The 21,381-nt window shown below is 51.1% G+C and carries 21 protein-coding genes; 9 read left to right on the top strand and 12 right to left on the bottom strand.

The features are described 5' to 3' along the window. The first annotated feature begins 1 nt into the window (after position 1). Positions 2 to 829, top strand: a complete 828-nt coding sequence (gene cysQ, locus JKP77_RS07130) for a 3'(2'),5'-bisphosphate nucleotidase CysQ (protein WP_218310488.1) — start codon at positions 2 to 4, stop codon at positions 827 to 829. Then, the gene (locus JKP77_RS07135; protein ID WP_218310489.1) at positions 816 to 1,427 is read left to right on the top strand and encodes a YceI family protein; all 612 of its coding nucleotides are present in this window, start codon (positions 816 to 818) and stop codon (positions 1,425 to 1,427) included. The genes cysQ and JKP77_RS07135 overlap by 14 nt, the downstream gene beginning before the upstream one ends. 198 nt (positions 1,428 to 1,625) lie before the next feature. Here the strand turns inward: JKP77_RS07135 and mdoH are convergent, their stop codons facing one another. Then, positions 1,626 to 3,518 carry a glucans biosynthesis glucosyltransferase MdoH gene (gene mdoH, locus JKP77_RS07140; protein ID WP_338024848.1) on the bottom strand — a complete coding sequence of 631 codons (1,893 nt, stop codon included), beginning with the start codon at positions 3,516 to 3,518 and terminating at the stop codon, positions 1,626 to 1,628. Positions 3,519 to 3,573: 55 nt separating this feature from the next. Then, positions 3,574 to 5,211, bottom strand: a complete 1,638-nt coding sequence (locus JKP77_RS07145) for an OpgD/OpgG family glucan biosynthesis protein (RefSeq protein ID WP_246601115.1) — start codon at positions 5,209 to 5,211, stop codon at positions 3,574 to 3,576. Positions 5,212 to 5,590: 379 nt separating this feature from the next. Between JKP77_RS07145 and JKP77_RS07150 the strand changes: the two genes are divergently transcribed. Further along, positions 5,591 to 6,139, top strand: a complete 549-nt coding sequence (locus JKP77_RS07150) for an outer membrane beta-barrel protein (protein ID WP_218310491.1) — start codon at positions 5,591 to 5,593, stop codon at positions 6,137 to 6,139. Positions 6,140 to 6,327: 188 nt separating this feature from the next. Here JKP77_RS07150 and JKP77_RS07155 read toward each other — a convergent pair whose 3' ends face one another. From JKP77_RS07155 to JKP77_RS07170, 4 genes are read right to left on the bottom strand one after another with little or no spacing between them, the layout of a single operon-like run. After that, complete coding sequence (locus tag JKP77_RS07155; RefSeq protein ID WP_218310492.1) at positions 6,328 to 6,579, bottom strand: YheU family protein; 252 nt, start codon at positions 6,577 to 6,579, stop codon at positions 6,328 to 6,330. Next, complete coding sequence (locus JKP77_RS07160) at positions 6,576 to 7,613, bottom strand: hydrolase (RefSeq protein WP_218310493.1); 1,038 nt, start codon at positions 7,611 to 7,613, stop codon at positions 6,576 to 6,578. Before JKP77_RS07160 ends, JKP77_RS07155 begins: the two co-directional genes overlap by 4 nt. A gap of 26 nt (positions 7,614 to 7,639) precedes the next feature. Beyond that, positions 7,640 to 8,128, bottom strand: coding sequence for a TIGR02444 family protein (locus JKP77_RS07165; protein ID WP_218310494.1), 489 nt, complete (start codon positions 8,126 to 8,128; stop codon positions 7,640 to 7,642). Further along, the gene (locus JKP77_RS07170) at positions 8,118 to 10,022 is read right to left on the bottom strand and encodes an ATP-binding cassette domain-containing protein (RefSeq protein WP_218310495.1); all 1,905 of its coding nucleotides are present in this window, start codon (positions 10,020 to 10,022) and stop codon (positions 8,118 to 8,120) included. Before JKP77_RS07170 ends, JKP77_RS07165 begins: the two co-directional genes overlap by 11 nt. Positions 10,023 to 10,312: 290 nt before the next feature. Between JKP77_RS07170 and JKP77_RS07175 the strand changes: the two genes are divergently transcribed. Both JKP77_RS07175 and JKP77_RS07180 read left to right on the top strand, forming a co-directional pair. After that, complete coding sequence (locus tag JKP77_RS07175) at positions 10,313 to 10,519, top strand: YheV family putative zinc ribbon protein (protein ID WP_218310496.1); 207 nt, start codon at positions 10,313 to 10,315, stop codon at positions 10,517 to 10,519. 314 nt (positions 10,520 to 10,833) lie between these two features. Next, positions 10,834 to 11,952 carry a DUF748 domain-containing protein gene (locus tag JKP77_RS07180; protein WP_218310497.1) on the top strand — a complete coding sequence of 373 codons (1,119 nt, stop codon included), beginning with the start codon at positions 10,834 to 10,836 and terminating at the stop codon, positions 11,950 to 11,952. A 175-nt stretch (positions 11,953 to 12,127) separates the two neighbouring features. Here JKP77_RS07180 and JKP77_RS07185 read toward each other — a convergent pair whose 3' ends face one another. Both JKP77_RS07185 and JKP77_RS07190 read right to left on the bottom strand, forming a co-directional pair. Continuing rightward, entirely contained in the window at positions 12,128 to 12,367 is a 240-nt protein-coding gene (locus JKP77_RS07185; RefSeq protein ID WP_218310498.1) for a SlyX family protein, read from the bottom strand. After that, positions 12,357 to 13,328 carry a WD40 repeat domain-containing protein gene (locus JKP77_RS07190; protein WP_218310549.1) on the bottom strand — a complete coding sequence of 324 codons (972 nt, stop codon included), beginning with the start codon at positions 13,326 to 13,328 and terminating at the stop codon, positions 12,357 to 12,359. The genes JKP77_RS07185 and JKP77_RS07190 overlap by 11 nt, the downstream gene beginning before the upstream one ends. A gap of 170 nt (positions 13,329 to 13,498) precedes the next feature. Between JKP77_RS07190 and fkpA the strand changes: the two genes are divergently transcribed. Beyond that, on the top strand, positions 13,499 to 14,293 hold the full coding sequence (gene fkpA / locus JKP77_RS07195; protein WP_218310499.1) for an FKBP-type peptidyl-prolyl cis-trans isomerase: 795 nt from the start codon (positions 13,499 to 13,501) through the stop codon (positions 14,291 to 14,293). Positions 14,294 to 14,562: 269 nt separating this feature from the next. Here fkpA and JKP77_RS07200 read toward each other — a convergent pair whose 3' ends face one another. Then, positions 14,563 to 14,844, bottom strand: a complete 282-nt coding sequence (locus tag JKP77_RS07200) for a hypothetical protein (RefSeq protein WP_218310500.1) — start codon at positions 14,842 to 14,844, stop codon at positions 14,563 to 14,565. Between the two features lie 166 nt (positions 14,845 to 15,010). Between JKP77_RS07200 and greB the strand changes: the two genes are divergently transcribed. Both greB and JKP77_RS07210 read left to right on the top strand, forming a co-directional pair. Continuing rightward, complete coding sequence (gene greB, locus JKP77_RS07205; RefSeq protein ID WP_218310501.1) at positions 15,011 to 15,496, top strand: transcription elongation factor GreB; 486 nt, start codon at positions 15,011 to 15,013, stop codon at positions 15,494 to 15,496. A gap of 361 nt (positions 15,497 to 15,857) precedes the next feature. Beyond that, positions 15,858 to 18,176, top strand: coding sequence for a Tex family protein (locus tag JKP77_RS07210; RefSeq protein WP_218310502.1), 2,319 nt, complete (start codon positions 15,858 to 15,860; stop codon positions 18,174 to 18,176). 240 nt (positions 18,177 to 18,416) lie between these two features. On the opposite strand, the gene JKP77_RS07215 is transcribed toward JKP77_RS07210, so the two are convergent. The 3 genes from JKP77_RS07215 to bioH all read right to left on the bottom strand — a co-directional run bounded on the left by JKP77_RS07215 (position 18,417) and on the right by bioH (position 20,596). After that, a complete protein-coding gene (locus JKP77_RS07215; RefSeq protein ID WP_218310503.1) occupies positions 18,417 to 19,355 on the bottom strand; it encodes a putative metalloprotease CJM1_0395 family protein in 939 nt (312 codons plus the stop codon). 17 nt (positions 19,356 to 19,372) lie between these two features. After that, positions 19,373 to 19,705 carry a hypothetical protein gene (locus JKP77_RS07220; RefSeq protein WP_218310504.1) on the bottom strand — a complete coding sequence of 111 codons (333 nt, stop codon included), beginning with the start codon at positions 19,703 to 19,705 and terminating at the stop codon, positions 19,373 to 19,375. 78 nt (positions 19,706 to 19,783) lie between these two features. After that, positions 19,784 to 20,596: a pimeloyl-ACP methyl ester esterase BioH gene (bioH, locus tag JKP77_RS07225; RefSeq protein WP_338024845.1), complete on the bottom strand. Its 813-nt coding sequence runs from the start codon at positions 20,594 to 20,596 to the stop codon at positions 19,784 to 19,786. Between the two features lie 75 nt (positions 20,597 to 20,671). On the opposite strand from bioH, the gene JKP77_RS07230 reads away from it, so the two are divergent. Then, entirely contained in the window at positions 20,672 to 21,379 is a 708-nt protein-coding gene (locus JKP77_RS07230; RefSeq protein WP_218310506.1) for a ComF family protein, read from the top strand. The last annotated feature ends 2 nt before the right edge of the window (positions 21,380 to 21,381 follow it).

Consider the following 21,381-nt stretch of genomic DNA (forward strand, 5'->3'; position numbering starts at 1 on the left):
TATGCCTGAAGATTCCCACGAAAGCCTTCTGACACTGGCAAAATCGATTGCCCGCGAAGCTGGCGAAGCGGTGCTTGCCATATACGATAACGGCGATTTCGACGCTTATCAGAAAGACGATGACTCGCCGGTCACCAGCGCCGATTATCTTGCCAATGATATTATTAATAAACGCCTGAAAGAGGCCACGCCGCATATTCCTATTCTGTCCGAAGAAAATCAGAATGCCGGGCTTGATGAGCGTGAACACTGGGATCGTTACTGGTTAATTGACCCTATCGATGGTACGCAGGAGTTCATCGCACGCAGTGGCGATTTTGCAGTAAATATTGCCCTTATAGAGAACAATAAACCGGTTATTGGCGTAATATTCTGGCCACCGGGACAAACATTGTATTACGCCAGCGAAGGGCAGGGCGCGTTTAAAGAGTGTCCGCTGGGTGAGCGCCAGATACATGTGCGTAAGCTTGAGGATCCCAAAAGCAGCGTGGTCATGATTGCGATCAGTCGCCGCCAGTCTCGCGATAAAGTGTTATCACGTTTATGCGCCAAACGAGTGTATCAAACGCTGCCACTGGGCAGTTGCTCATTAAAAGCGTGTTTTATTGCTGAGGGTAAAGCGGATGTCTTTATGCGTATTGGCGTTACCGGTGAATGGGATACAGGCGCGTCGCAATGCATCATTTCTGAAGCAGGCGGCCGTATTATGGCGGCAAATTTTGAGCCGCTGACTTACAACGAACGTCACACGCTGGAAAACCCTGACTTTGTCGTCATGGGCGATCAGCGGGTGCCATGGCAGGAGATAATTCAGTATGAAAATCAGTAATAACCGCAACACCTCGCTGGCTCGTAATATCAAACGTGCTGCAATCGGGTTCGCTTTATCCTCTGTGGCAGCCAGCGCCTCCGCAGACTGGGAACTGGACGCGGAGCAAACCGCGTTGCATTTCCTGTCTACGAAAAATGCTCAGGTAACAGAGGTGCATCAATTCACCTCGCTATCAGGTAGCGTGACCAGCAGCGGTGAGTTGACAGTCGACATCGATTTGTCGTCGGTAGACACCGGGATTGATATTCGCAACTCCCGTATGAAAGAGATGCTGTTTAACGTTTCGGAATTTGCATCGGCCACGTTTGAAGCTTCTTTGCCCGAAGCGATGCTCTCCGGGAAAGCCGGCGATGTGCAGCTTGGTCCGGTAGAGGGCATGCTAAGCCTGCACGGCATGGCAGCACCAGTAACGTTCCACATTGCCGTGAGCCACGTCGATGAAAACACGGTGTCAGTAAGCACAACACAGCCTTCACTGCTGAATGTCGCTGACTTCGGACTTGAGAGCGGCGTAGAGTCTCTACGAGAAATCGCCGGACTGAAAAGCATCACAACCACAGTCCCGGTAACCTTTACCGCAACGTTTACGAAATAAAACCCGAGATGCCGGCGCGACAGGTGCCGGCAGCTTTTCCCTGCGACGCCAGCACGCCATTACTTTTCTTTTGTGCGTTTGGCTCCATAAGACCAATTCGCAACGGTAGGTAAGCTCCCATCATCGCGCACGGGATAACATCCTGACCCGGCATTTTCAGAAATCGCCGGGTAACTACAGAAATTTTCTACCTCTTCCTTAGCTGTTTGCCGGATTGATTGCCGGTCTCATCGGAAGCGGACTTGCATCAAGTGCCTGCGTGACCATAGGTGTCCAGTGCGGCTCAGGTAATGCAGGAACGACCGCCTGCTGACGTGTTAAGGCAAAGTGTTTCATACCGACCCGTACCCGCTTTAACGCCATACATTCACGCGCTTCCTGATCAATGACAAATATCCCCAGACGGCGAGCGGCCTGGCCGAAGCCTGCGCTGCTGCTAAGGCGAATGATCGGTGCCGCCAGCACCATTCCACTGAGTACGGGCAATAGCCACATAAACAGCGATGGCGTGAAGTACCAGGTGGTAACACCCCAGGCCACTGCCAGGCAGCTCATTAACTGAGTATGTCTCAGCGCTATTGACCAGGGCACCATTCGTCCCTCGCGGGCTTGCGCTTCCCATTTTACAGAGTGCCCCACCATCACACTAAGCACAAAATAGCTGTGGTAAAACATCATCAGAGGCGCGATAAGTACGGCCATTGCTAGTTCGACAACCGCACCGGATAACAGCTTTCGTGCCCCTCCAAAGTCATTCCGGCGCTGGATCAATGCCAGGACAATACCGAGTATTTTGGGGAGGAAAAGCAGTGCTGCGGTGGCCCACATTGTGACCATCATCATGTCCTGTCGGGCAATTTGCCAGTCTGGGAACAACTGATACTGAGAGCTGAAAAACTGCGGCGCAGACGTTGCTCGAATTAGGGCGTCCGCCGTACCGAGTGCTAACATGGAAAACAGCACCAGAGAGGAGATGTAGGCGAACGCCCCAAACAGGAAGTGCAGCCGGCTGGTGGTTTTCAGGCCTTTCACACTCAACAATCCAAGATGCTGAATGTTGCCCTGAACCCAGCGACGGTCCCGCACTGCGTAGTCCACCATATTACTGGGGACTTCTTCATAACTGCCCGTGGTATCGGTCAGCAAGTAAGCTTGCCAGCCTGCACGACGCAACAGCGCCGCTTCCACAAAATCGTGACTTAATACTTCGCCGCCAAATGGCGCGCGGCCGGACAATGTCGGAAGGCCGCAATGCTGCATAAACGGGGCAATGCGGATAATGGCATTGTGACCCCAGTAGTTTGCACTGTCGGTTTGCCAGAACGACAAACCGGTTGCCAGCATTGGGCTGTACAGGTGTGCAGCGAACTGTACGAACCGTCCAAAAAATGTATCCTGACGTACCGGCATAGGGATCGTCTGAATCAGCGCGGTATCGGTATTTTTTTCAATGCGGCGGGCAAGATCCAGCATTCTTTCACCGGTCATAATACTGTCGGCATCCAGTACAATCATCGACTCGTAACGTGCTCCCCAACGCTCACAGAAGTCTTTCAGATTACCCACCTTACGGTGACTGTTCTGTTCGCGACGGCGGTAAAAAAGCTGATCTGCGTAAGCGCCCAGACGAGTGGTAAGCCGCTGCCACGCACGAAGCTCAGCCTCTGCCATAGCTTCATCACGGGTATCACTTAACATATAGAAATCGAATTTGTCGGCTTCATCAGATTGCACCAACTCCCTGACACAGGCCTCAAATCCCACCATAATGCGCTGGGTGTCTTCATTGTATACCGGCATCACCACCGCATGGCGCTGAGAAAGCGGTGCGGTTCCCGCCGGTGTAGCAAGCTGCTTTTTCAGGCTTAGGGGATCAATTCGCAACAGTTGCAATACGAAACCGATAATGCCGGTCCAAAATGCCATCGACAACCAGCCAAACAGCATCAGCGCCAGCCCGAGCTGCGCAATTTCTAATTCAGTAACGCCATTAGGACGGAAGATTTCATACAAACTCCAGCCTGCTAACGCGGTAGTTGGGATCACCAGCAGCGCCATAATAAACAGACGCGCTTTTTGTGCCACCGTCATTAAGACTGAATCGCGGTTTGCGACCGACGACGGGGCATCGGAAGAAACCAAAGGATTATTTCGGTTGGTAGACATAATTCCACACCTCGCTGATACGTTGGTCCTGATAGTTGATGTACATGCGCATATCAACCGCCGATGAGCTATCTGGCTCAAGTAAAAATGTGACTCTGATGTTTTTGCCGCCGTTCACCAGGTAGGTGCGGGGCTGAACGGTCTTGCCCTGCGCTGCAGACAGCGACAGTGACAACCCTTGTGGATCGATTTGCTTATCTTCGGGAACCGAAAAGTCGACGACGAAGCGTCGGGTTCGGGTCTCCTCTGTGACCTCTTCGCCGGGCAGAACACTTGCTCCCTGACGCGTATGCACGACATTCGCCAGCTCAGCGGCGGTTTTACTGCCTTCTACCGTAGCCAGTGTGTAGGCGAAATAGGCCGACTCCCCTTCCAGTAGCGGCTTTTCCGGTACCCAATACGCCACGATATTGTCGTGGGTCTCTGATGGCGTTGGAATTTCCACCAGTTCCAGTCGACCCTTTGCAAAACCGTGTTCCGGCGTAACCCACAGCCCCGGGCGCAGATGATAATTGGCCTCGGCATCCAGGTAGTTCTCCCAGCGCGTATCGCGTTGCAGCATGCCGAACCCTTTCGGATGGGTATCACTTAGCGAGGTAATTTGTAAGGTTTTTGGATTCGTCAGCGGCCGCCAAATGACTTCGTCATTGTGGGTTTTCATCATGACACCGTCGCTGTCGTGGACTTCCGGACGGTAATCGTCGTGGGCTTTTTCCGTATTTTCACCATACAGAAACATACTGGTGAACGGCGCGATGCCAAGTTTCTCAACGTCTTCTCTGGCAAAAAGCCACGCCTGAGTGGCCACGGTCGTATCCGTCCCGGGCGTAATTTCAAATTTATAGGCACCGGCGACCGACGGGCTTTCCAGGCGTGCATACACCGTAATGGGTTCACCGGCTACCGGCTCAATCAGCCAGAATTTAGTAAAGTGGGGAAACTCTTCGCCTTTCGGTAAGGCGGTATCAATTGCCAGTCCGCGCGCTGAAATACCATAGACCTGATTTTTTCCTACCAGGCGAAAGTACGAGGCACCTAAGAACACAGCAAACTCATCTTTATACTGATCGTTTTTTATCGGGTAGTGGACACGAAACCCTGCAAATCCTGATTTTTCAGTAGTCAGGCCTTTCAGCTTGGTTGCGCTGTCTTCATAGCGAAACATGTCGCTGTTAAATGAAAGTGGCTGTGTCTGGTTTTTTCTGTCAACGGTGACGATCGATACCGGCTTCTCATACAAAAAGCCGGGATGAAAGAACTGGATTTCATAGTCATTCTTGTCCCGCCACAGGCTGCTCTGTGCATCAAATCGGATCGCCCGGTAAGCCTGATAATCCATTGACTTTAACTTCTGATGCAGGTCGTGATCGTCTGCCGTGTAATCATCCTGAGCAGATTGCATCGCATCATCAATCACCGACTGTAATATAGGTGCGGCTTCTCCCGGCATCTTATCGGAGTCGATGTCTTGCGCGGCGCTGTTCGCAGTTAACAGCATCATTGAGAGCGTGGCACAGACAGCAAGAGACTGCATCGACGCGCGCAGCGTACGCGGCACTCCACGCACTAATTGCGTAGCGGCGTTACGATTCTGAACGGGTTTCTGTCTTCCTGCCATAAGTCCTCCTCCTCAGTGGAACCGATTGATTGCAAGTGCTGATCCAACTGACGACATAGCGCCTGTATTTTTTATTTTTTTATTTAAAATCATAAGAATAGAGACTGATTTCAGAGCGCGAATCGTCGTTAAATGACACGCGCTACCTCATCATCACACTCGCCACACCACGTGAGTGTTGTTTTTTTGCGACAGAATGTCGTCTGCCAGACCTGTTCTCTTCGCCTTTGCGCACATGTAACGTCTAATCTGAAAGTATGAGAAAAATAAAATACTTTTAAATTTTAATGCTTTAGCATGAGTTGCGGATGAGATTTCTGTGACTGGCAGGAGATTTGCTGATGTCATCAGGAACAAGAGATAAAAGGAGTACTTGAATATGCGTAAATCGATTAGTTTACTGGCTGGCGCACTGGCAATCACCGTGTCAGGCGTTGCGGCAGCCTCGCCAGACTGGCAGTACGTAGAAGGCGGCTATACCCAGATGGACTTTGACGGTAATGAGTCGTTTGAGCCAGACGGTCTGGCAATAGAAGGAAAATACGCATTGAATCAGAATGTCTACCTCAATGGCGAGTACCGCTTCTTTGAGGAGGGTAACTTTGATTTTAATATGCTGACTGTGGGCGGTGGCTATCGCCTGCCAGTGAACAGCACCACGGATGCCTACTTTGGCGCGAATCTGGAACGTGTTGATTCAGACGGCTATGACGACACCGGATATAGCGTGAGTGCGGGCTTACGCTCGATGATCACCGAACAGGTTGAGTTGATGGGTGAAATTGGCTACTACGACGTTGATGAAGGCGATGCAACGTTTAAGTTTGGTGGAAACTACTACATTACGCCGCAATGGGCTGTAGGTGCCAGCTACGAAGTCATTGATGAGATTGACATCATGCAGGTGACTGCGCGCTACGCGTTTTAACCTTAACCGGGGGTGACACTGCGGATCACCCGCTTGTGGTTATACCAACCGCCGTTACCTAACGGTGATTGGTAACAACGCGACCTGACCGGCATTTCTCCTCAGACCGGTCGGGTCGCTTCTCTTTTGTTTGTTACCACTTACTTTTAGATAAACTTTTGCCAGCAAGGCATACGGAGAGTTACGCGTTAAAGGCTGGTATCAGACTCTGCGTTATCGTCCTCGTCCATTAAGGCGTCTTTTGACTTGATATCAATACTGTCATGAAGCTCTGAATAGTGTAAAACGGCCTCACCGCTTTTCAGATTCGCCAGAACCTGCTCAACTTTGTCGTCAAAGCTCATTTCCACATCACCGTAATCCGTTCCTTCGCGCAAAACGAAAGACTCAGCAATATTTCTTAATGTCTCTGCCGACAGCTCCTGAATAGGAATTATCATTTTGCCTCCTGATACTTCGCATCGTCCAAAACCGGAAGATGCGCTTTTACGAACTTTGTGACTCTGTCGTGCAGCCATACTGTGGGTTTGAGTACATTTCCCTGCATAAAACCCACATGGCCGCCCTGCTCACTCAGTTCCACCGTGACCGGCCGAGCGAGATCCTGCTCCTCAGGCACGATCAGGTGGTTCATAAACGGGTCGTCTATGCTGTGTAGTACCAGCGTAGGGCAGTGGATCGCGCTGAGATAGTGAAATGCACTGCATTTTTCATAGTAGTCAGCCGAATCTCTGAAACCATGCAACGGTGCCGTTACCTGTTCGTCAAACTGCCTGAAGTCCTGAATGGCATCGACATCTTCCCGTTTCAGCTGAATAAGACTACGGTAGTCGATCGTTTCCATTTTTCGCTTCAGCGTAGCTTTCATACTGGCTAACAGATATTTCTGATATACCCGCGAAAAGCCCTGGTTAATGCTTTGTGCACATTCTGCCAGCTTCAGAGGCGCCGACACGGACACAGCGGCATTCAGCCATTTCTGAGCGGGATTTTCTCCCAGCAGTTTAAGCAACATATTGCCACCTAGCGAGAAGCCGATCCCCACTTTTGGCAGTGCCGGAAAGCGCGTACTCAACCACTCAAGAAAAAAGGAAGGATCCTCTGTCTCGCCAGAATGATAGGCGCGCGGCAAGCGATTTGGCTCACCACTGCATCCCCGGAAGTGCATCATCACAACCTGCCAGCCATGTCGGCTCAGAGAAGCCATCATGTCGTTTGCATAGTGAGAACGAATACTGCCCTCCAGTCCGTGAAACATAGCCACTATGCCGGTGGGCTTTTCAGGCTGAGGTCCCCATGCAATATCGATAAAATCGCTATCCGGCAGTTCCAGCCTTTCCATCGTGTATTTCAGCGGCATACGCTTTTGAATAAAGCGCGGCCAAATCGTCTGAATGTGCCGGTTTCTGGCCCAGGCAGGGGCACGAAAACAACTCTTAATAATCTGTCCGTGAGATAAGCTTATCTTCGTCATAGTTTATTCTTGTACCAACCGTGGCATCAGGCCAGTTTTGCCTGTGTCATTAAATACGTGAGGCTGGCTCTTGCATCCTGCCTGTTTTTTAATCCGTAAAAATGTATCAGAGCCACAATACTGGGGTTCACGGCATCCCCTTCAAATTGTTGCGCTTCTATGGCATTGAATGCTTCCGCTAACACCTGTTGGCATCGCTTCTCCAGTTCCAGCTCCTGAGATTTAAGCTCATCATACAGCGCTTTATCGCCACCGTTATCGGGATGACAGGCGCGACGAGTTCCACGGTGTGCAAGTAGCTGATTATCGATGTCTTTTATCGCATCAGACAGCGATTGTATAGCTGGCAACGTCACTATCGCGTTGCTCTTCATACACCAGCAAACCAAAAGTAATAAGTTAACGTTGACCTGATAGTTATCCTGCAACGACAGACAGTGTGATGCCACATCTTCTCGCTCGTATAATCGAACGCTGTACTGCCAGAACGCTTCCTGAGTCAGACTAGCTGGCATGGTCGTACTCCTTTCTGGCCAGCTCCAGTGATTCCTGCGCATCCAGCCACGCCATTTCCTCATCTTCCAGCGCCTGTTTAGTCGAGCTTTGTTTATCCAACAACGTCATCAGCTCAGCTTTGTTGGCCTCATCGTACAACTCAGTTCGCGTGAGAGCCTGTTCGACGTCTGACAATTTTGCGGACAAGGTTTCCATCGCCTTTTCATGCTTTTCTATGGCCTTCTTCAATGGCGCCACTGACTGCCTGAACTCCGCTTCCCGACGCTTTTCTGCCTTACGATCAGTTTTTGGCTGCTCCGGTTTTTCAGCTGCTTTTTCTTCATTTTGCTGCGCCAGGATCCATTGCCGGTAATCGTCCAGGTCACCATCAAATGCGCCAACACGGCCGCCATCAACCAGATAAAAGTCTTCACACACCGAGGCCAGTAAGAACCTGTCGTGAGACACCAGCACCATCGCGCCACTAAAACCCTGCAACGCCATATTCAGTGCATGGCGCATTTCCAGATCCAGGTGGTTAGTCGGTTCGTCCAGCAGCAACAGATTGGGCTTCTGATACACAATCAGAGCCAGTACCAATCTGGCTTTCTCGCCACCAGACATCGGCGCCACAGCGCCCAGCGCTTCATCACCGTGGAAGCCAAAGCCGCCAAGAAAATCACGCAGGCTTTGCTCTGTGGCCTTTTCATCCAGCCGTTGCAGATGCAGTAGCGCGGATGCCTTTGGATCCAGGGTTTCCAGCTGGTGCTGTGCAAAGTAGCCGACGTTCAGTCCTTTGGCTGTGGAAAATATCCCGGACATAGGGTTGTGCACGCCGGCAAGCAGCTTGATCAGCGTCGATTTACCCTGTCCGTTGCGACCCAGCAGACCGATACGGCTTCCCGGCACCAGATTCAGTTGCACCTGCTCCAGCACGATGTGATCGCCGTAGCCGAGTTTCACTGACTCCATTTGCACCAGCGGGTTAGGCAACGCGGTTGGCGCTTCAAACTCAAAATTAAACGGACTGCTGGCATGGGCTGGCAGCAGGGTTTCCATCCTCTCGAGTTGTTTTATACGACTTTGCGCCTGTTTGGCTTTACTGGCCTTGGCTTTAAACCGCGTAATAAATGATTCAAGATGCGCAATCTTATCCTGCTGCTTCTGGTACTCGATATTCTGCAGTCTGATGCGCTCAGCACGCTGGGTTTCGAAAGCAGAATAGTTCCCCGTATAGTTCACCAGTTGTTGCTGTTCTACCGAAAGAATATGCTGTACGGTGCTGTCAATGAATGCCTTATCGTGTGATATCAGCAGCAACGTACCGTCGTAACGCTGCAACCATTTTTCCAGCCAGATCACGGCATCCAGGTCGAGGTGGTTAGTGGGCTCGTCTAATAATAATAAGTCAGAGGGGCACAACAGTGCCTGCGCCAGATTCAGGCGCATACGCCAGCCTCCCGAGAAATCACTGACCGGCGCAGTCAGCTGACGGGAACTGAATCCAAGACCGGCCAGAATTGTCGCTGCACGGGCTTCTACGTCATAGGCTCCGGCCTGCTCAAGCTGACCATGGACGCGGCCAATGGCGTCGCCGTCTTCTTTCTCTTCCGCATCGGTCAACTCTGCCTGCAGAGCGCGCAGGTGTTTATCACCATCAATAACGTAGTCGATGGCAACCCGATCCGAAGAGGGAGTTTCCTGCGCAACACTCACGATGCGCCACTGCGAGGGCACGTGGCACTCACCGGTATCCACACTCAGCTCTTTTCTGAGCAGGGCAAATAAACTGGATTTCCCACAGCCATTGGCGCCGATTAGCGCAACTTTGTGGCCGGGAAATACCTGCGCAGATGCGTGATCTAACAGGACTTTGCGTCCCCGCATCAGGGTAACATCTGTCAGCTTTATCATGGGTACTTACATCCGGCCATTATCAGGGTCGCGTATCATATCAAATCTACCAGATTCGATTAATACTCTTGCTTAGACAATCTGCCTGTCATACAGGGTTTTTCGCATCTTTTCTCCCCGATATCACCTTTTTGCCACGACAACGCTGCGGGATTACACCGTGTTAATGCCATGCGCCGGTAAATTGCGGTATAATTACAGCCTCATTCATCAGGATAACTTTCCTGATGAATTATCTTTTGCTGCTGCCATGCAGTTGTAATTAATCTGCTCCCACGCGTTGAGGTATTATGCAAAAACGAGTGAAAAAACGCTTCATTGCCGGCGCAACCTGTCCAAAGTGTCAGGCGCTGGATACCATTTCGTTGTACTTTGAAAACAACGTTGAGAAACTGGAATGCGTTAAATGCGGGTATTCTGAGGCACAGACAGATGACGCTGTTAAGTCTCAAACCCGGGAACAGGAGAACGTGATCGGTTTATTCAAACCGGAATAACAGCATCGTTACCAATTTACCAAGTGTGTGAAAGGTTTCCCGCTATATCCGCGACCAATTCATCCCCCCATCCTTTAAGCCGCCCAACGTAAACATGTCGTACGCGCTTATACGCTTTGCTGAAGTAACGCGTTACGCAAGCCACGTCGGATAAGGCAAAGGCAGTATTTCACAATATTCGCTACCTTCAGCCAGTTATCTGTCGCTGGAGCCAACTGATTATGAAAACGGCAGTGGCACGGGAATTGAAGCTACCTGCCAGTACAATAACTTTCCGGACTGCCGTAATACGGCTATCTGACGAGGCGAGGTGTATGACACGCAAATTCTGGCTGTACACGGTTCTGGTGATTGCATTGCTGTTGCTCGCAGTGCGCATGGCCATGCCTTACGCTGCCCAGTGGTACATCAATAAAACACTCAGTCAGCCTGGCTCGTACAGCGGCAGAGTAGGCGATGTCGATCTGATGTTATGGCGGGGCGCCTACTCACTGGAAAATGTGCTGCTGTATAAAGATAACGGTGAAGTAGATAAACCGCTGTTCCAGGCAAATTATGTTGAGTTTTCATTACTCTGGTCTGCATTGCTTGACGGCTCTGCAGTCGGCTCGGTAATCATTCGCGAACCGGAAATCAACTTTGTTGATGGCCGGGATCAGGCTAGAAGTCAGGTTGGCAGAAACGAAAACTGGTTAACTATCGCCAACCAGCTTTTTCCACTGAAAATCGACCGCCTCGACATCTACAACGGCATAGTGGCCTTTCACAATCCTGACACCTCTCCTGAAATACATATCTCATTACACGATATCCGACTGATCCTGCGTAATGTGGTTAACAGCCGTGACCTGTCCAAAAACATGGTAGCGACGCTGAATGCTACGGGTCAGACCGCTGAACAAGGGCATATCTCGGCATCTGGCTCAATGGATCCCAGCACCGCAAAACCCACGTTTGATATTAATGTGGAGGCCAGCGATGTGGCGCTGGTTAATTTCAGGAACCTGCTGGACACTTACGCGCCATTTGATCTTGAAGCCGGTTCGCTGGAATTCGCTATGGAGCTGGCGGCCGATAATGGCAGCATTACGGGTTACGCAAAGCCGGTTATCCATAATGTAGAAGTGTTTTCCTGGAAAGGCGATATCGTACGCGATGGTGACGGTCCCCTGGAGGCTATCGGTGAAATGGCGTCAGCGTTTGTGACCGAGCTGTTTGAAAACCAGTCGGAGGATCAAATAGCAACGCGGATCCCGATAGAAGGGTCACTCAGCGAGCCTGAAACTGACACCCTCAGTACCCTCGGCGGCGTATTAAAAAACGCGTTTATCAAAGCTATGCAGGGCAGTCTGGAAAACAGCATAACCCTGGATGATGTGCAGACGGACTCCGAACCGGAAACAGATAAAGCTGGTGACGCTGCTGGCGCTTGAAGCATGCGTTCAGGGTGCAGGTGCGAAAGCTGTAATTATGCGAGTTTTCGGTGCGAAGCGCTTAGACGGCATGCCAGGTTTTTTGGGGCGAAACGCATTATCGCTCGAAGCCATATCCCCTTTTTAAAAATGCGTTCAATCCATGACGTTGAGTGAGTGAACGTCAGAGTGAGTATTAATAGTGCGGAGGCGGCGTTTCCTCTGACTGTTTGGCGATGTTCGACGTTTGCATGGTTTTAACGCGGTCAATAACGTGCTTCATCTTAAACGACAAATCGTCCAGTTGCTTTTGCTGTGCAGTCAATGCGTCGTTGAGGCTGTCGATGGTATGTTCCTGAAAAGCCACCTTTGTCTCAAGCTCTTCAATTTGTTGCTGTGCCTGTTTCAAGGCGTCTGCGGCGTCATTACTTGTCATGATTTACTTCCCAGGTTTCTGCAAGGCCGCTGCTGCTTAACGATAGTATGCGGTGATCATCGATAAAGCCGACGCCATAGACCACAGCCGTTGGCGGACTCTGATCCTTTCTGGGTTCCACTTCCCAAGATTCCAGTTGTTCGCCAGACTGCACATCCCACAGGAAGATACGACGGGAAGGCGACCCGGTTAGCAAGTACTTACCATCTTTTGAGAAAACAGCGTCGGTGAATATTTTCTGACGCGCAATATACTGCAAGTTGCTGATGGGTTCACCTGTTTGTGCGTCCCAGATTTGAGATTTCTGCTGGCTGTCGGCAGTAAAGATGTATCTGCCCTGGTCATCTAAGGCCACCAGCGTGACTCGGGTCGGATGATGGAACGTATGAATAATTTGCCCGCTTTCGGTACTCCACAGGTACGCCGTGTAGTCATTGCCGCCGCTTAAGGCAAACCTGCCGTTAGGGGAGATATCGACACTGTTCACTTTTTCCTGGTGCCCCATAAATTCCAGGCGACGCTGGCTCTGAGGCTCGAAAAACATTACCTTGCCGTTTGAGCGGCCCACCAGAATGCCTCGTCCCGAATCAGTCACCGCGACATCGCGTATTGTCGACTCATCGATTCGCCAGAAGCCCTCAGGCTCACCATTGTTCATATTCCACAATGCAAAAGCGGTGCGGTCTGCGGTTACGGCGTATTGATTGTCTGCGGAAATGTGTACCAGAACAACGGTATTGTCGGCTCCGCCCTGATGACTCCACTGAAACGTCGGTGTCTGTGCGCCAGTCTCCCACACGTTGATGCCATTGTTTACTCCCGACACCACGCTAACCGATCCATCCGGCGAGATATCAGCAGCGTATGCGCCCTCTTCTACTGCCCGCGATGTTTTCAGCGGCGTGGTATCGGGAATGGTACAGCCGCTCAATACACTGCACATCGCGATAAATAATGACATCGGCAGGAACAATCGTGGAGTTAACATAGTCAAATGGCTTTCGCTTTACAGTCACTGGGTTTACCATAGCACGGAACCTATTACTTTTGACATCGTGTTTAACGCGCTACAAGGCGCAGTTTTATTGAGAAAGAGGCACGATAAGACCTATAACTTTTTGGAGATGTTTTATGCAAAAGTCGCTTGTCGCCTTATCAACTATCGCTGCACTGGGCCTGTTTGCCTGTCAGCCGCAAACCGAAAAAGCAGCTGAAACTAAAGACGTGGCAGAGGCGCAGGAAACTGCAGCACCATCCGTTGCGGCGGAAGAGATGACCGATGCGCAGAAACAAGCCTATGCAATGGGTGCCAGCATGGGGCTGTTTGTTCAGCAACGTGCGCAGCAGCAAGAGCAACTAGGCGAGCCAATGGACAAAGAGTCACTGAAGCAGGGCTTTGATGATGCACTGAAAGATGCTCTGAAGTTTACTCCTCAGGAAATTCAGCAGTTTGCACAGGCTGGTGAAGAAGCCATCCGCATCAAGCAACAGGAAATGGCAGCTAAAGCTGCAGAAGAAAATATCGCAGAGGGCGAAGCGTATCTTGCGGAAAACAAGAAGCGTGAAGGCGTAATGACCACCGAGTCAGGCCTGCAATACGAAGTTCTTGAAGAAGGAGAAGGTGCGAGCCCGGCCGCCGAAGACACCGTAAAAGTACATTACAAAGGCACATTGCTGGACGGCACCGAGTTTGATTCATCTTACAAGCGTGGTGAACCTGCGGTTTTCCCATTGAACCGTGTTATCGCGGGCTGGACCGAAGGCGTTCAACTGATGAAGGAAGGCGCAAAATACCGCTTCCATATCCCTTCAGACTTGGCCTACGGCCAACGCTCTCAAGGCGCAATCACGCCTAATTCAACGCTGATTTTCGATGTCGAACTACTTGAAGTTGTTGATACAGAAAACGAGGGCGCGTCTGAATAAGTGCAGACTCCCTTATGAGAAAAGCCGACGATATCCGTCGGCTTTTTTGTTTCAAGACAGCGTAATCCTTGCTCACCTTATCCCTACGTGCATGGACGCCTGTATGGGTTCAAGCGCGTACCTGACTAGTAAGCCAGGCTATTCGTAATATGCTTGGTATCTCGAATTTTCATTATTAAGTATAGTGCAAAGTGGCCAGATTTCCGCTGAACCGACCGCCTTTTATGGAACGATTTTATCTAAGGAAGATGCTGATATAACTTCTGGATTTAGCGGGGCTGGCGACGACGCTCTTTGCGTGTTCTGAGCGTGGCGTAATGGTGCAAGATAATATGCCCCAGTTTATACATTAACATGCCAGCAAGCAGCATCAGGCCGGTGCGCAGAGAGTCTATGCGAACCAGAACGTCAATCATGCCAATAATAACCAGTAGTACGCCGGTGAGAAATAGCAAAAAGCCGACGATGGTGGCGCTGGTTGCTGTGGCGTTGGTTTTCTTATGATGACTGCTCATAGGTTGAGACTCATCATTGGCTAAAGGTGCTCGCAATGTTGTGGTCCTGTACTAAGTTAAAAATAAGACATTACCTATTGGCATCTGTTCAAATTTTATTCTCCCTTTGCGAAAAATACGCAAAAAGTGTTATAAGCCGAAGCGACAGTTATCTATTATCGGCATCTAATCAGCATTTTTTATTGTAAATACAGACCTTATTGTGAAAACACCACTTGTAACCCGAAAGGGCTATCAGAAATTACGAGACGAGCTGGAAACGCTGTGGCGTGAAGAGCGACCGGAAATTACGCGCAAAGTGACCTGGGCGGCCAGCTTAGGGGATCGCAGTGAGAACGCAGATTACCAGTATAATAAAAAGAAGCTTCGCGAGATCGACCGTCGGGTCCGCTATCTGCGCAAGTGTTTGGAAAACCTGAAAGTTGTCGACTACACCCCCCAGCAAGAAGGCAAAGTTTTTTTTGGTGCCTGGGTGGAAATTGAAAATGATGATGCAAAGGTAATGACCTTACGACTGGTTGGCTATGATGAAATTTTTGGCCGCAAAGACTACATTTCCATCGACTCGCCAATGGCCCGCGCTCTGGTAGGAAAAGTCGAGGATGACGATGTTACCGTCAAGACCGAAGCCGGCACGTTTACCTGGTGGATAAACCGAATTTGGTATGACCCGACGGACAAAATTTAATATCGGTGTAGCGAACGACATTGCGCCGGTGCGTAACAACTGCAGACTGCATAATTTTCTGCTTCTGTGACAGAGTTTTTTCTCTCTGAGCAGATCGATGTGAAGCGTGAGAGGGCTTGGCCGAACACATTACTTTGGCGAATGCGAAATTCGGTTTGGTTACCGGGATAATCGGACTTCTGTCACCGGGGGGCAGTGGTATATACTTGCTCCACTTTTTTTCGTGCCTGGGGAGTGCTGACCAGCGCTGTACCGTTTTGCAACAATCGGTATAGCAGCGATAAGCACACCCTGGAACCGGGACGCGATAGCGTTGCGCCGGTATCCATTTTTACTGACGAGTTAGGTCTCAGAGTCTTATATGATCATAAACAAAATCGCCGACGAACTTGCCGTTAATCCCGCGCAGGTTCAGTCCGCCGTCGCGCTGCTGGATGAAGGCGCCACTGTTCCATTTATCGCCCGCTACCGAAAAGAGGCCACACAGGGACTGGACGATACCCAGTTGCGCAATCTGGAGCAGCGGCTGACGTATCTTCGCGAACTGGAAGACCGACGCGGCGTTATCCTAAAATCTATCGAAGAGCAGGGTAAACTGACTGACGCTCTACGCAATCAGATAGATAGTGCGGACAACAAAACCTCGCTGGAAGATCTGTATCTGCCTTATAAACCTCGTCGCCGCACAAAAGGGCAGATAGCCATAGAGGCCGGCCTGGAGCCGCTCGCTGACGCGCTGTTTAACGATCCCTCGCTGGAGCCGGAAAGTGAAGCACAGCAATATATTAAGGCTGATAACGGTGTAGCTGACACTAAGGCTGCACTGGAAGGAGCCCGTTATATTCTGATGGAGCGCTTTGCCGAGGACGCCAGTTTGCTGGCGAAGATCCGCGATTATCTGCAAAAGAATGCCCACGTCACCAGCACAGTGGCCCCTGGCAAAGAAAACGAAGCCATAAAATACAAAGATTACTTTGCGCATTCAGAAAAGCTCAGCAAAGTGCCATCTCACCGGGCGCTGGCTATGTTCCGCGGCCGCAATGAGGGCATGTTGCACATCCAGCTCAACGCCGATCCACAAAATGAAGACAACACGCAGTCATCCCATTGCGAGCATATCATTGCCGAGCACTATCAGATCACGCACCGCAACCGTCCAGGCGACAACTTCATGGCTCAGGTTGTGCAGTGGACCTGGAAGATTAAGATCGCACTGCACATGGAAACCGAACTTTTCAGTGCGCTTCGCGAGCAAGCTGAAGAAGAGGCTATCAACGTCTTTGCGAAAAACCTTAACGACCTGTTGATGGCAGCGCCGGCTGGCGCGAAAACCACAATGGGACTGGATCCGGGCCTGCGCACCGGGGTAAAAGTGGCCATTGTTGATGCCACCGGTAAAGTGGTTGCCACCAACACCATTTTTCCACACGCACCGCAGAATCAGTGGGATAAGTCGCTACGCACGCTGGCTACATTGTGTAAACAGCACAAGGTGGATCTCATCAGCATCGGTAACGGCACCGGCTCTCGTGAGACCGATAAACTGGTTGGCGATATGCTGAAGGCTAACAGCGAACTGAAAGCTCAGAAAATCATGGTTAGTGAGGCAGGCGCTTCGGTGTATTCGGCGTCTGAACTGGCATCAAAAGAGCTGCCAGGGATGGATGTCTCGTTACGTGGCGCGGTATCTATTGCACGCCGTCTGCAGGATCCACTCGCTGAGCTGGTAAAAATCGAACCTAAAGCCATTGGGGTCGGCCAGTATCAGCATGATGTCAGTCAGAGTCAGTTGGGTAAGTCGCTGGATCGGGTTATCGAAGACTGTGTAAACGCCGTCGGCGTTGATTTGAATACCGCATCACCGGCATTGCTTAGCTATGTGTCTGGTCTTAACCGCACGCTGGCGCACAATATTGTTCAGTTTCGGGATACCAATGGCGCGTTTGGCGATCGCAAAGCGCTGCTGAAAGTTGAACGTCTGGGACCAAAAGCCTTTGAGCAGGCTGCAGGCTTCCTGCGAATTGTGAACGGAACCAACCCGCTGGACCGCTCTGCGGTGCACCCGGAAGCGTACCCCGTCGTTGACAAAATTGTCGACCATACCGCCGTCGCCGTAAATGACCTGATAGGCAATACCGAGTTACTAAAAAGCTTGTCACCTGACACCTTTACCGACGATGACTTTGGCTTGCCGACAGTAAAAGACATTCTGAAAGAACTGGACAAGCCGGGTCGTGATCCCCGCCCTGAATTTAAAACCGCGACATTTAAAGAAGGCGTTGAGACACTCAACGATCTTAAGCCCGGGATGATTCTGGAAGGAGTCGTAAGCAACGTGGCCAACTTCGGAGCGTTTGTGGATGTGGGTGTCCATCAGGATGGCCTGGTACATATTTCGGCGCTGACGAATAAGTTCATTTCAGACCCGCGCGAAGTGGTTAAAGCCGGTGATATTGTGAAAGTGAAGGTGATGGAAGTGGACGTGCAGCGCAAGCGCATTTCCTTCACCATGCGCCTGGATGACAGCCCGGCTCCTGCTAACAAGCCTGGTGCAGGCAAGCCGAAAGGCGGTCAGAAACCAAGGGGCAAGGCTTCAGGGCAGCGGCAAAGCGGCCCGTCGCAAAATCAGGCAATGGGCAACGCCTTTGCCGATGCTTTTGCCAAGGCGAAGCAAAAATAACCATCTCAAAAGCCCCGTCGATACGGGGCTTTTTGTTGAGCAAGGCAACCGCTTCTGCCTTATCGGTTGCTTACCTCTTAAACATCTTTTTGCGCCTTCGGCGCGAACCTCTCGCACCTGGCAATAGCAACACCTTACGTTACAGACTGCCAGCTTAATACCAGCGCAGCATGACACGCAGCTCAGCGATACCGAAGCCGGCATCAGCAGTTACTTGGAGGTATTACGAAAAGGAAACGGCTATGCGTTGGCAGAGAAGCCGGCATTACTGTTGCCGGACACACCGGAGTAAAAGCGCTGAATCACGCCGATCCGCGCTGACATTTCGTCAGCAGGGAAATCCAGAGAACGGCTACCCGAATCATCGCGCCTTTTACCCATGCTTTCGCGGGCTTCCAGCATCGCCTCATCCAGGGTTCGCGTGGGAATTGACACATTATTGCTGTCAATGATGTCATCAAGTGAAGGCACTGACTGAGAGGAGGTGGTTGGCTCTGAGGACGTGCCTGCTGCGGCAACCTCTTTGCGGTTGGCCTCAGCAATCTCTTTGCGCGCATCAAACGCTTTCTGGGACGCTTCTGCCGCAACTTCTAAATCCTGAGGAGATGGTTGAGCTGGCGCCAATGCAGCAGCTCTGACCTGCTGCATTTTGCGAAGTGTTTGTTCAGGGCTTTGCGCACTTGATATATCAATAGAGACCTCACCATCGGTGGCGTAGCGCTTGCCGTCAGGCCCGGTAGTAAACTCATACTGAGGGGCACCCGCATATTGACCGCCGGTCGATGCATGCGCTTTTTCATGAGTGCGCACTTCCTGATCGCGGGATTTTAACTGCTGAATTTCCTGCTGTTCTTTCTGGCGCTGCTCAGCATCTTCCTTACCGGCACTTTCATCGCTGGCATTGTCTTTAGAGATATCTGCATCGCCCTGTGCCTGCGAAAAGCTCTGCGCTACGTTGCTTTGGATTTGGGGACGTTCGTAGGTAACAGGCGCCGGTACCTGACCGGGACTTTTTGCTCGATCGCTTTCAGAGCCGAGCCCCTTCTGGGATGCGCCCTGCTCATTTTCAGAAGCTTGTGGAATCGTTTCACGAAGCACATTGTCACGCCGGGCCGACTCCGTATTCACGTTGGCCGTAGTAAACACCAGCGATGTAGGGATGGGGGTAACAATGTTCATGGTATCGGTTAACGCCGTTAAGCCAGGGTGTCGATAATGGTTCCGACCGTATCGAAAGCCACATCAAGTACTTTTGCAGAGGCCTGTGCGTTTATGCTGTTCAGTTTTAACGACACCAAATCGGACGTCATATTACCTGCACTTTGCGGCAAACTGTCACGGATATTTTGCAACCCATTTAGGGATGCGTTCGCCAAAACCGCGCCTGCGCCATTCTCGCTAACCTGCGACTGTGCGCTGCGTTGTGCAATATTCATGGACGCCTGCGTCATCCCCTCAAAGGATTTCTGCAAGCCAAACTGACCAGAAACAATTGCCGAATTGATACCGTTATCAATAATGCTCGACATATCACTACCTCTCTACTCTCATGGCTAATTATTAACCAAAAACCGTAAAAAGGGAAGTTCTTGCACTAATTCGTCGCGTCAGGATGCCTTACGCTCGCGTGATAGCGACGCCATAAACTGCGTAATAATATCTGCCGTCTGTTGTGGATGAGAGATAAAGGGCGCATGTGCGGCGTGAGGCAATACTACCGTATCAGACTGAGGATGAAGCTGGCAGATCATATCCACGCCGCTGGTAGGGACCAGGCTGTCTAATCTGCCATAGAGCCTGAGTGTAGGCTGAGTGATGCGCCCGATGCGAGCGCGCATATCCTCGCTGGATAGCAGCTTCAGCCCTTCCTTTAAAGCGTGAGGCGCCGGATCAGGATGCGCCGTAATATGGGTTTTAATGGCCTTGATGTCTTGTCGGGCCGTCTCGCTGCCCATCGCCTGTATGGCCAAAAATCTGTCCAGGGTCTTGCGGTAGTCTGTTTCCAGTTGACTTTCAAACTGCGAAAGCAGTTCCGGCGCAATGCCAGGCCAGCCTGCACCAGCAATAAATCTGGGTGTGGAGGCAATGGTGATAACGCCGGAAACCGTCTCGGGCAGTGACAGCGCCAGTTGTTGTGCAACCATCCCGCCAAGCGACCAGCCAGCAATAACGCAATCGTCAGGCAGGAGGCTTTCCAGCGATGCCGCGATGGTTTCGACATTATACGGGGTAGGTACGTGGTCACGACTGTTGCCAAAACCCGGAAGGTCGATGACGGTAACCCGCCAGTCATTTTCCAGATACGGTACAAAAGAGGAAAAAGCGCCACTGTTCATGCCCCAACCGTGCAGAAAAACCAGATCTTTTCCTGCGCCATGCGTACGGCTGAAAACCGTGTCTGATACGTGCGAATCTATCACTTTCGACATCCCGGTACTGATTCTGTGAAAAGTGTAGCACGGGAAAAATACAGCACACCAGAAAGAGTTTCCGACATGTTTACTACTCCGCGCCGCGTACTGCCAAATTTGGCTTGTCTGCTTTGTAAGCAGGCAAGTCGCACGCCAGTTTGTCAGTGGTGTGCAGATGACATACAGTGGCTGGCACCACCCGGTGAGGGTGAAAACTTGCTGCTAAAACCGGATATAGCAACGGCCGTGGCGCATTCACACATTCATGCACTGAAAGCGGCGGCCTGGTATTCGTGGCCGTTCGATTCACTGATTCATGCACTGAAGTTTTCACACAAGTTTACGCTTGCTGACTATCTCTGTGATGCTTTTTTACAACAGTACCCTGTAAATCAGACCAGCTTGCCCGACTTGCTTTTACCTGTACCGATGACGTACCGGCGTTACTGGCAACGGCACTACAATCAGGCGGTAGAAATTTGCAAAGCGCTGGCTGCGAAATATCAGCTGAGATGGGAACCACAATGGGCGCAGCGCACTGACAACCGACTCCAGCATACACTTGGTCGTGAAGCGAGAAAGCAACATGCACAGCAGGCGTACTGTTTACAGCCACTGACATCCTGGCAAACTGGCTCCCCCCCGCTTCGCGTGGCGATTATCGATGATGTGGTAACGACGGGTCAGACGGTCAACAATCTTGCCGCGGCACTGAAAGCGCAGTGGCCATCAATGGTGATAGAGGTATGGACGATGGGGATCACACCGGCGCCGGGACAGCGCCGGTGTTAGCG

This window comes from Alteromonas antoniana (genome assembly GCF_019249295.1).
GTDB lineage: Bacteria > Pseudomonadota > Gammaproteobacteria > Enterobacterales > Alteromonadaceae > Alteromonas > Alteromonas antoniana.

Excerpts from the sequence above, each read along its gene's own strand:
- JKP77_RS07210 (WP_218310502.1), top strand. The coding sequence starts at position 15,858 with ATGATCATAAACAAAATCGCCGACGAACTTGCCGTTAATCCCGCGCAG.
- JKP77_RS07230 (WP_218310506.1), top strand. The coding sequence starts at position 20,672 with ATGTTTACTACTCCGCGCCGCGTACTGCCAAATTTGGCTTGTCTGCTT.
- cysQ (WP_218310488.1), top strand. The coding sequence starts at position 2 with ATGCCTGAAGATTCCCACGAAAGCCTTCTGACACTGGCAAAATCGATT.
- JKP77_RS07150 (WP_218310491.1), top strand. The coding sequence starts at position 5,591 with ATGCGTAAATCGATTAGTTTACTGGCTGGCGCACTGGCAATCACCGTG.
- JKP77_RS07190 (WP_218310549.1), bottom strand. The coding sequence starts at position 13,328 with ATGTCATTATTTATCGCGATGTGCAGTGTATTGAGCGGCTGTACCATT.
- JKP77_RS07145 (WP_246601115.1), bottom strand. The coding sequence starts at position 5,211 with ATGGCAGGAAGACAGAAACCCGTTCAGAATCGTAACGCCGCTACGCAA.
- JKP77_RS07180 (WP_218310497.1), top strand. The coding sequence starts at position 10,834 with ATGACACGCAAATTCTGGCTGTACACGGTTCTGGTGATTGCATTGCTG.
- JKP77_RS07170 (WP_218310495.1), bottom strand. The coding sequence starts at position 10,022 with ATGATAAAGCTGACAGATGTTACCCTGATGCGGGGACGCAAAGTCCTG.
- JKP77_RS07220 (WP_218310504.1), bottom strand. The coding sequence starts at position 19,705 with ATGTCGAGCATTATTGATAACGGTATCAATTCGGCAATTGTTTCTGGT.
- JKP77_RS07215 (WP_218310503.1), bottom strand. The coding sequence starts at position 19,355 with ATGAACATTGTTACCCCCATCCCTACATCGCTGGTGTTTACTACGGCC.
- mdoH (WP_338024848.1), bottom strand. The coding sequence starts at position 3,518 with ATGACGGTGGCACAAAAAGCGCGTCTGTTTATTATGGCGCTGCTGGTG.
- JKP77_RS07155 (WP_218310492.1), bottom strand. The coding sequence starts at position 6,579 with ATGATAATTCCTATTCAGGAGCTGTCGGCAGAGACATTAAGAAATATT.
- JKP77_RS07160 (WP_218310493.1), bottom strand. The coding sequence starts at position 7,613 with ATGACGAAGATAAGCTTATCTCACGGACAGATTATTAAGAGTTGTTTT.
- JKP77_RS07165 (WP_218310494.1), bottom strand. The coding sequence starts at position 8,128 with ATGCCAGCTAGTCTGACTCAGGAAGCGTTCTGGCAGTACAGCGTTCGA.
- JKP77_RS07185 (WP_218310498.1), bottom strand. The coding sequence starts at position 12,367 with ATGACAAGTAATGACGCCGCAGACGCCTTGAAACAGGCACAGCAACAA.
- fkpA (WP_218310499.1), top strand. The coding sequence starts at position 13,499 with ATGCAAAAGTCGCTTGTCGCCTTATCAACTATCGCTGCACTGGGCCTG.
- JKP77_RS07135 (WP_218310489.1), top strand. The coding sequence starts at position 816 with ATGAAAATCAGTAATAACCGCAACACCTCGCTGGCTCGTAATATCAAA.
- JKP77_RS07175 (WP_218310496.1), top strand. The coding sequence starts at position 10,313 with ATGCAAAAACGAGTGAAAAAACGCTTCATTGCCGGCGCAACCTGTCCA.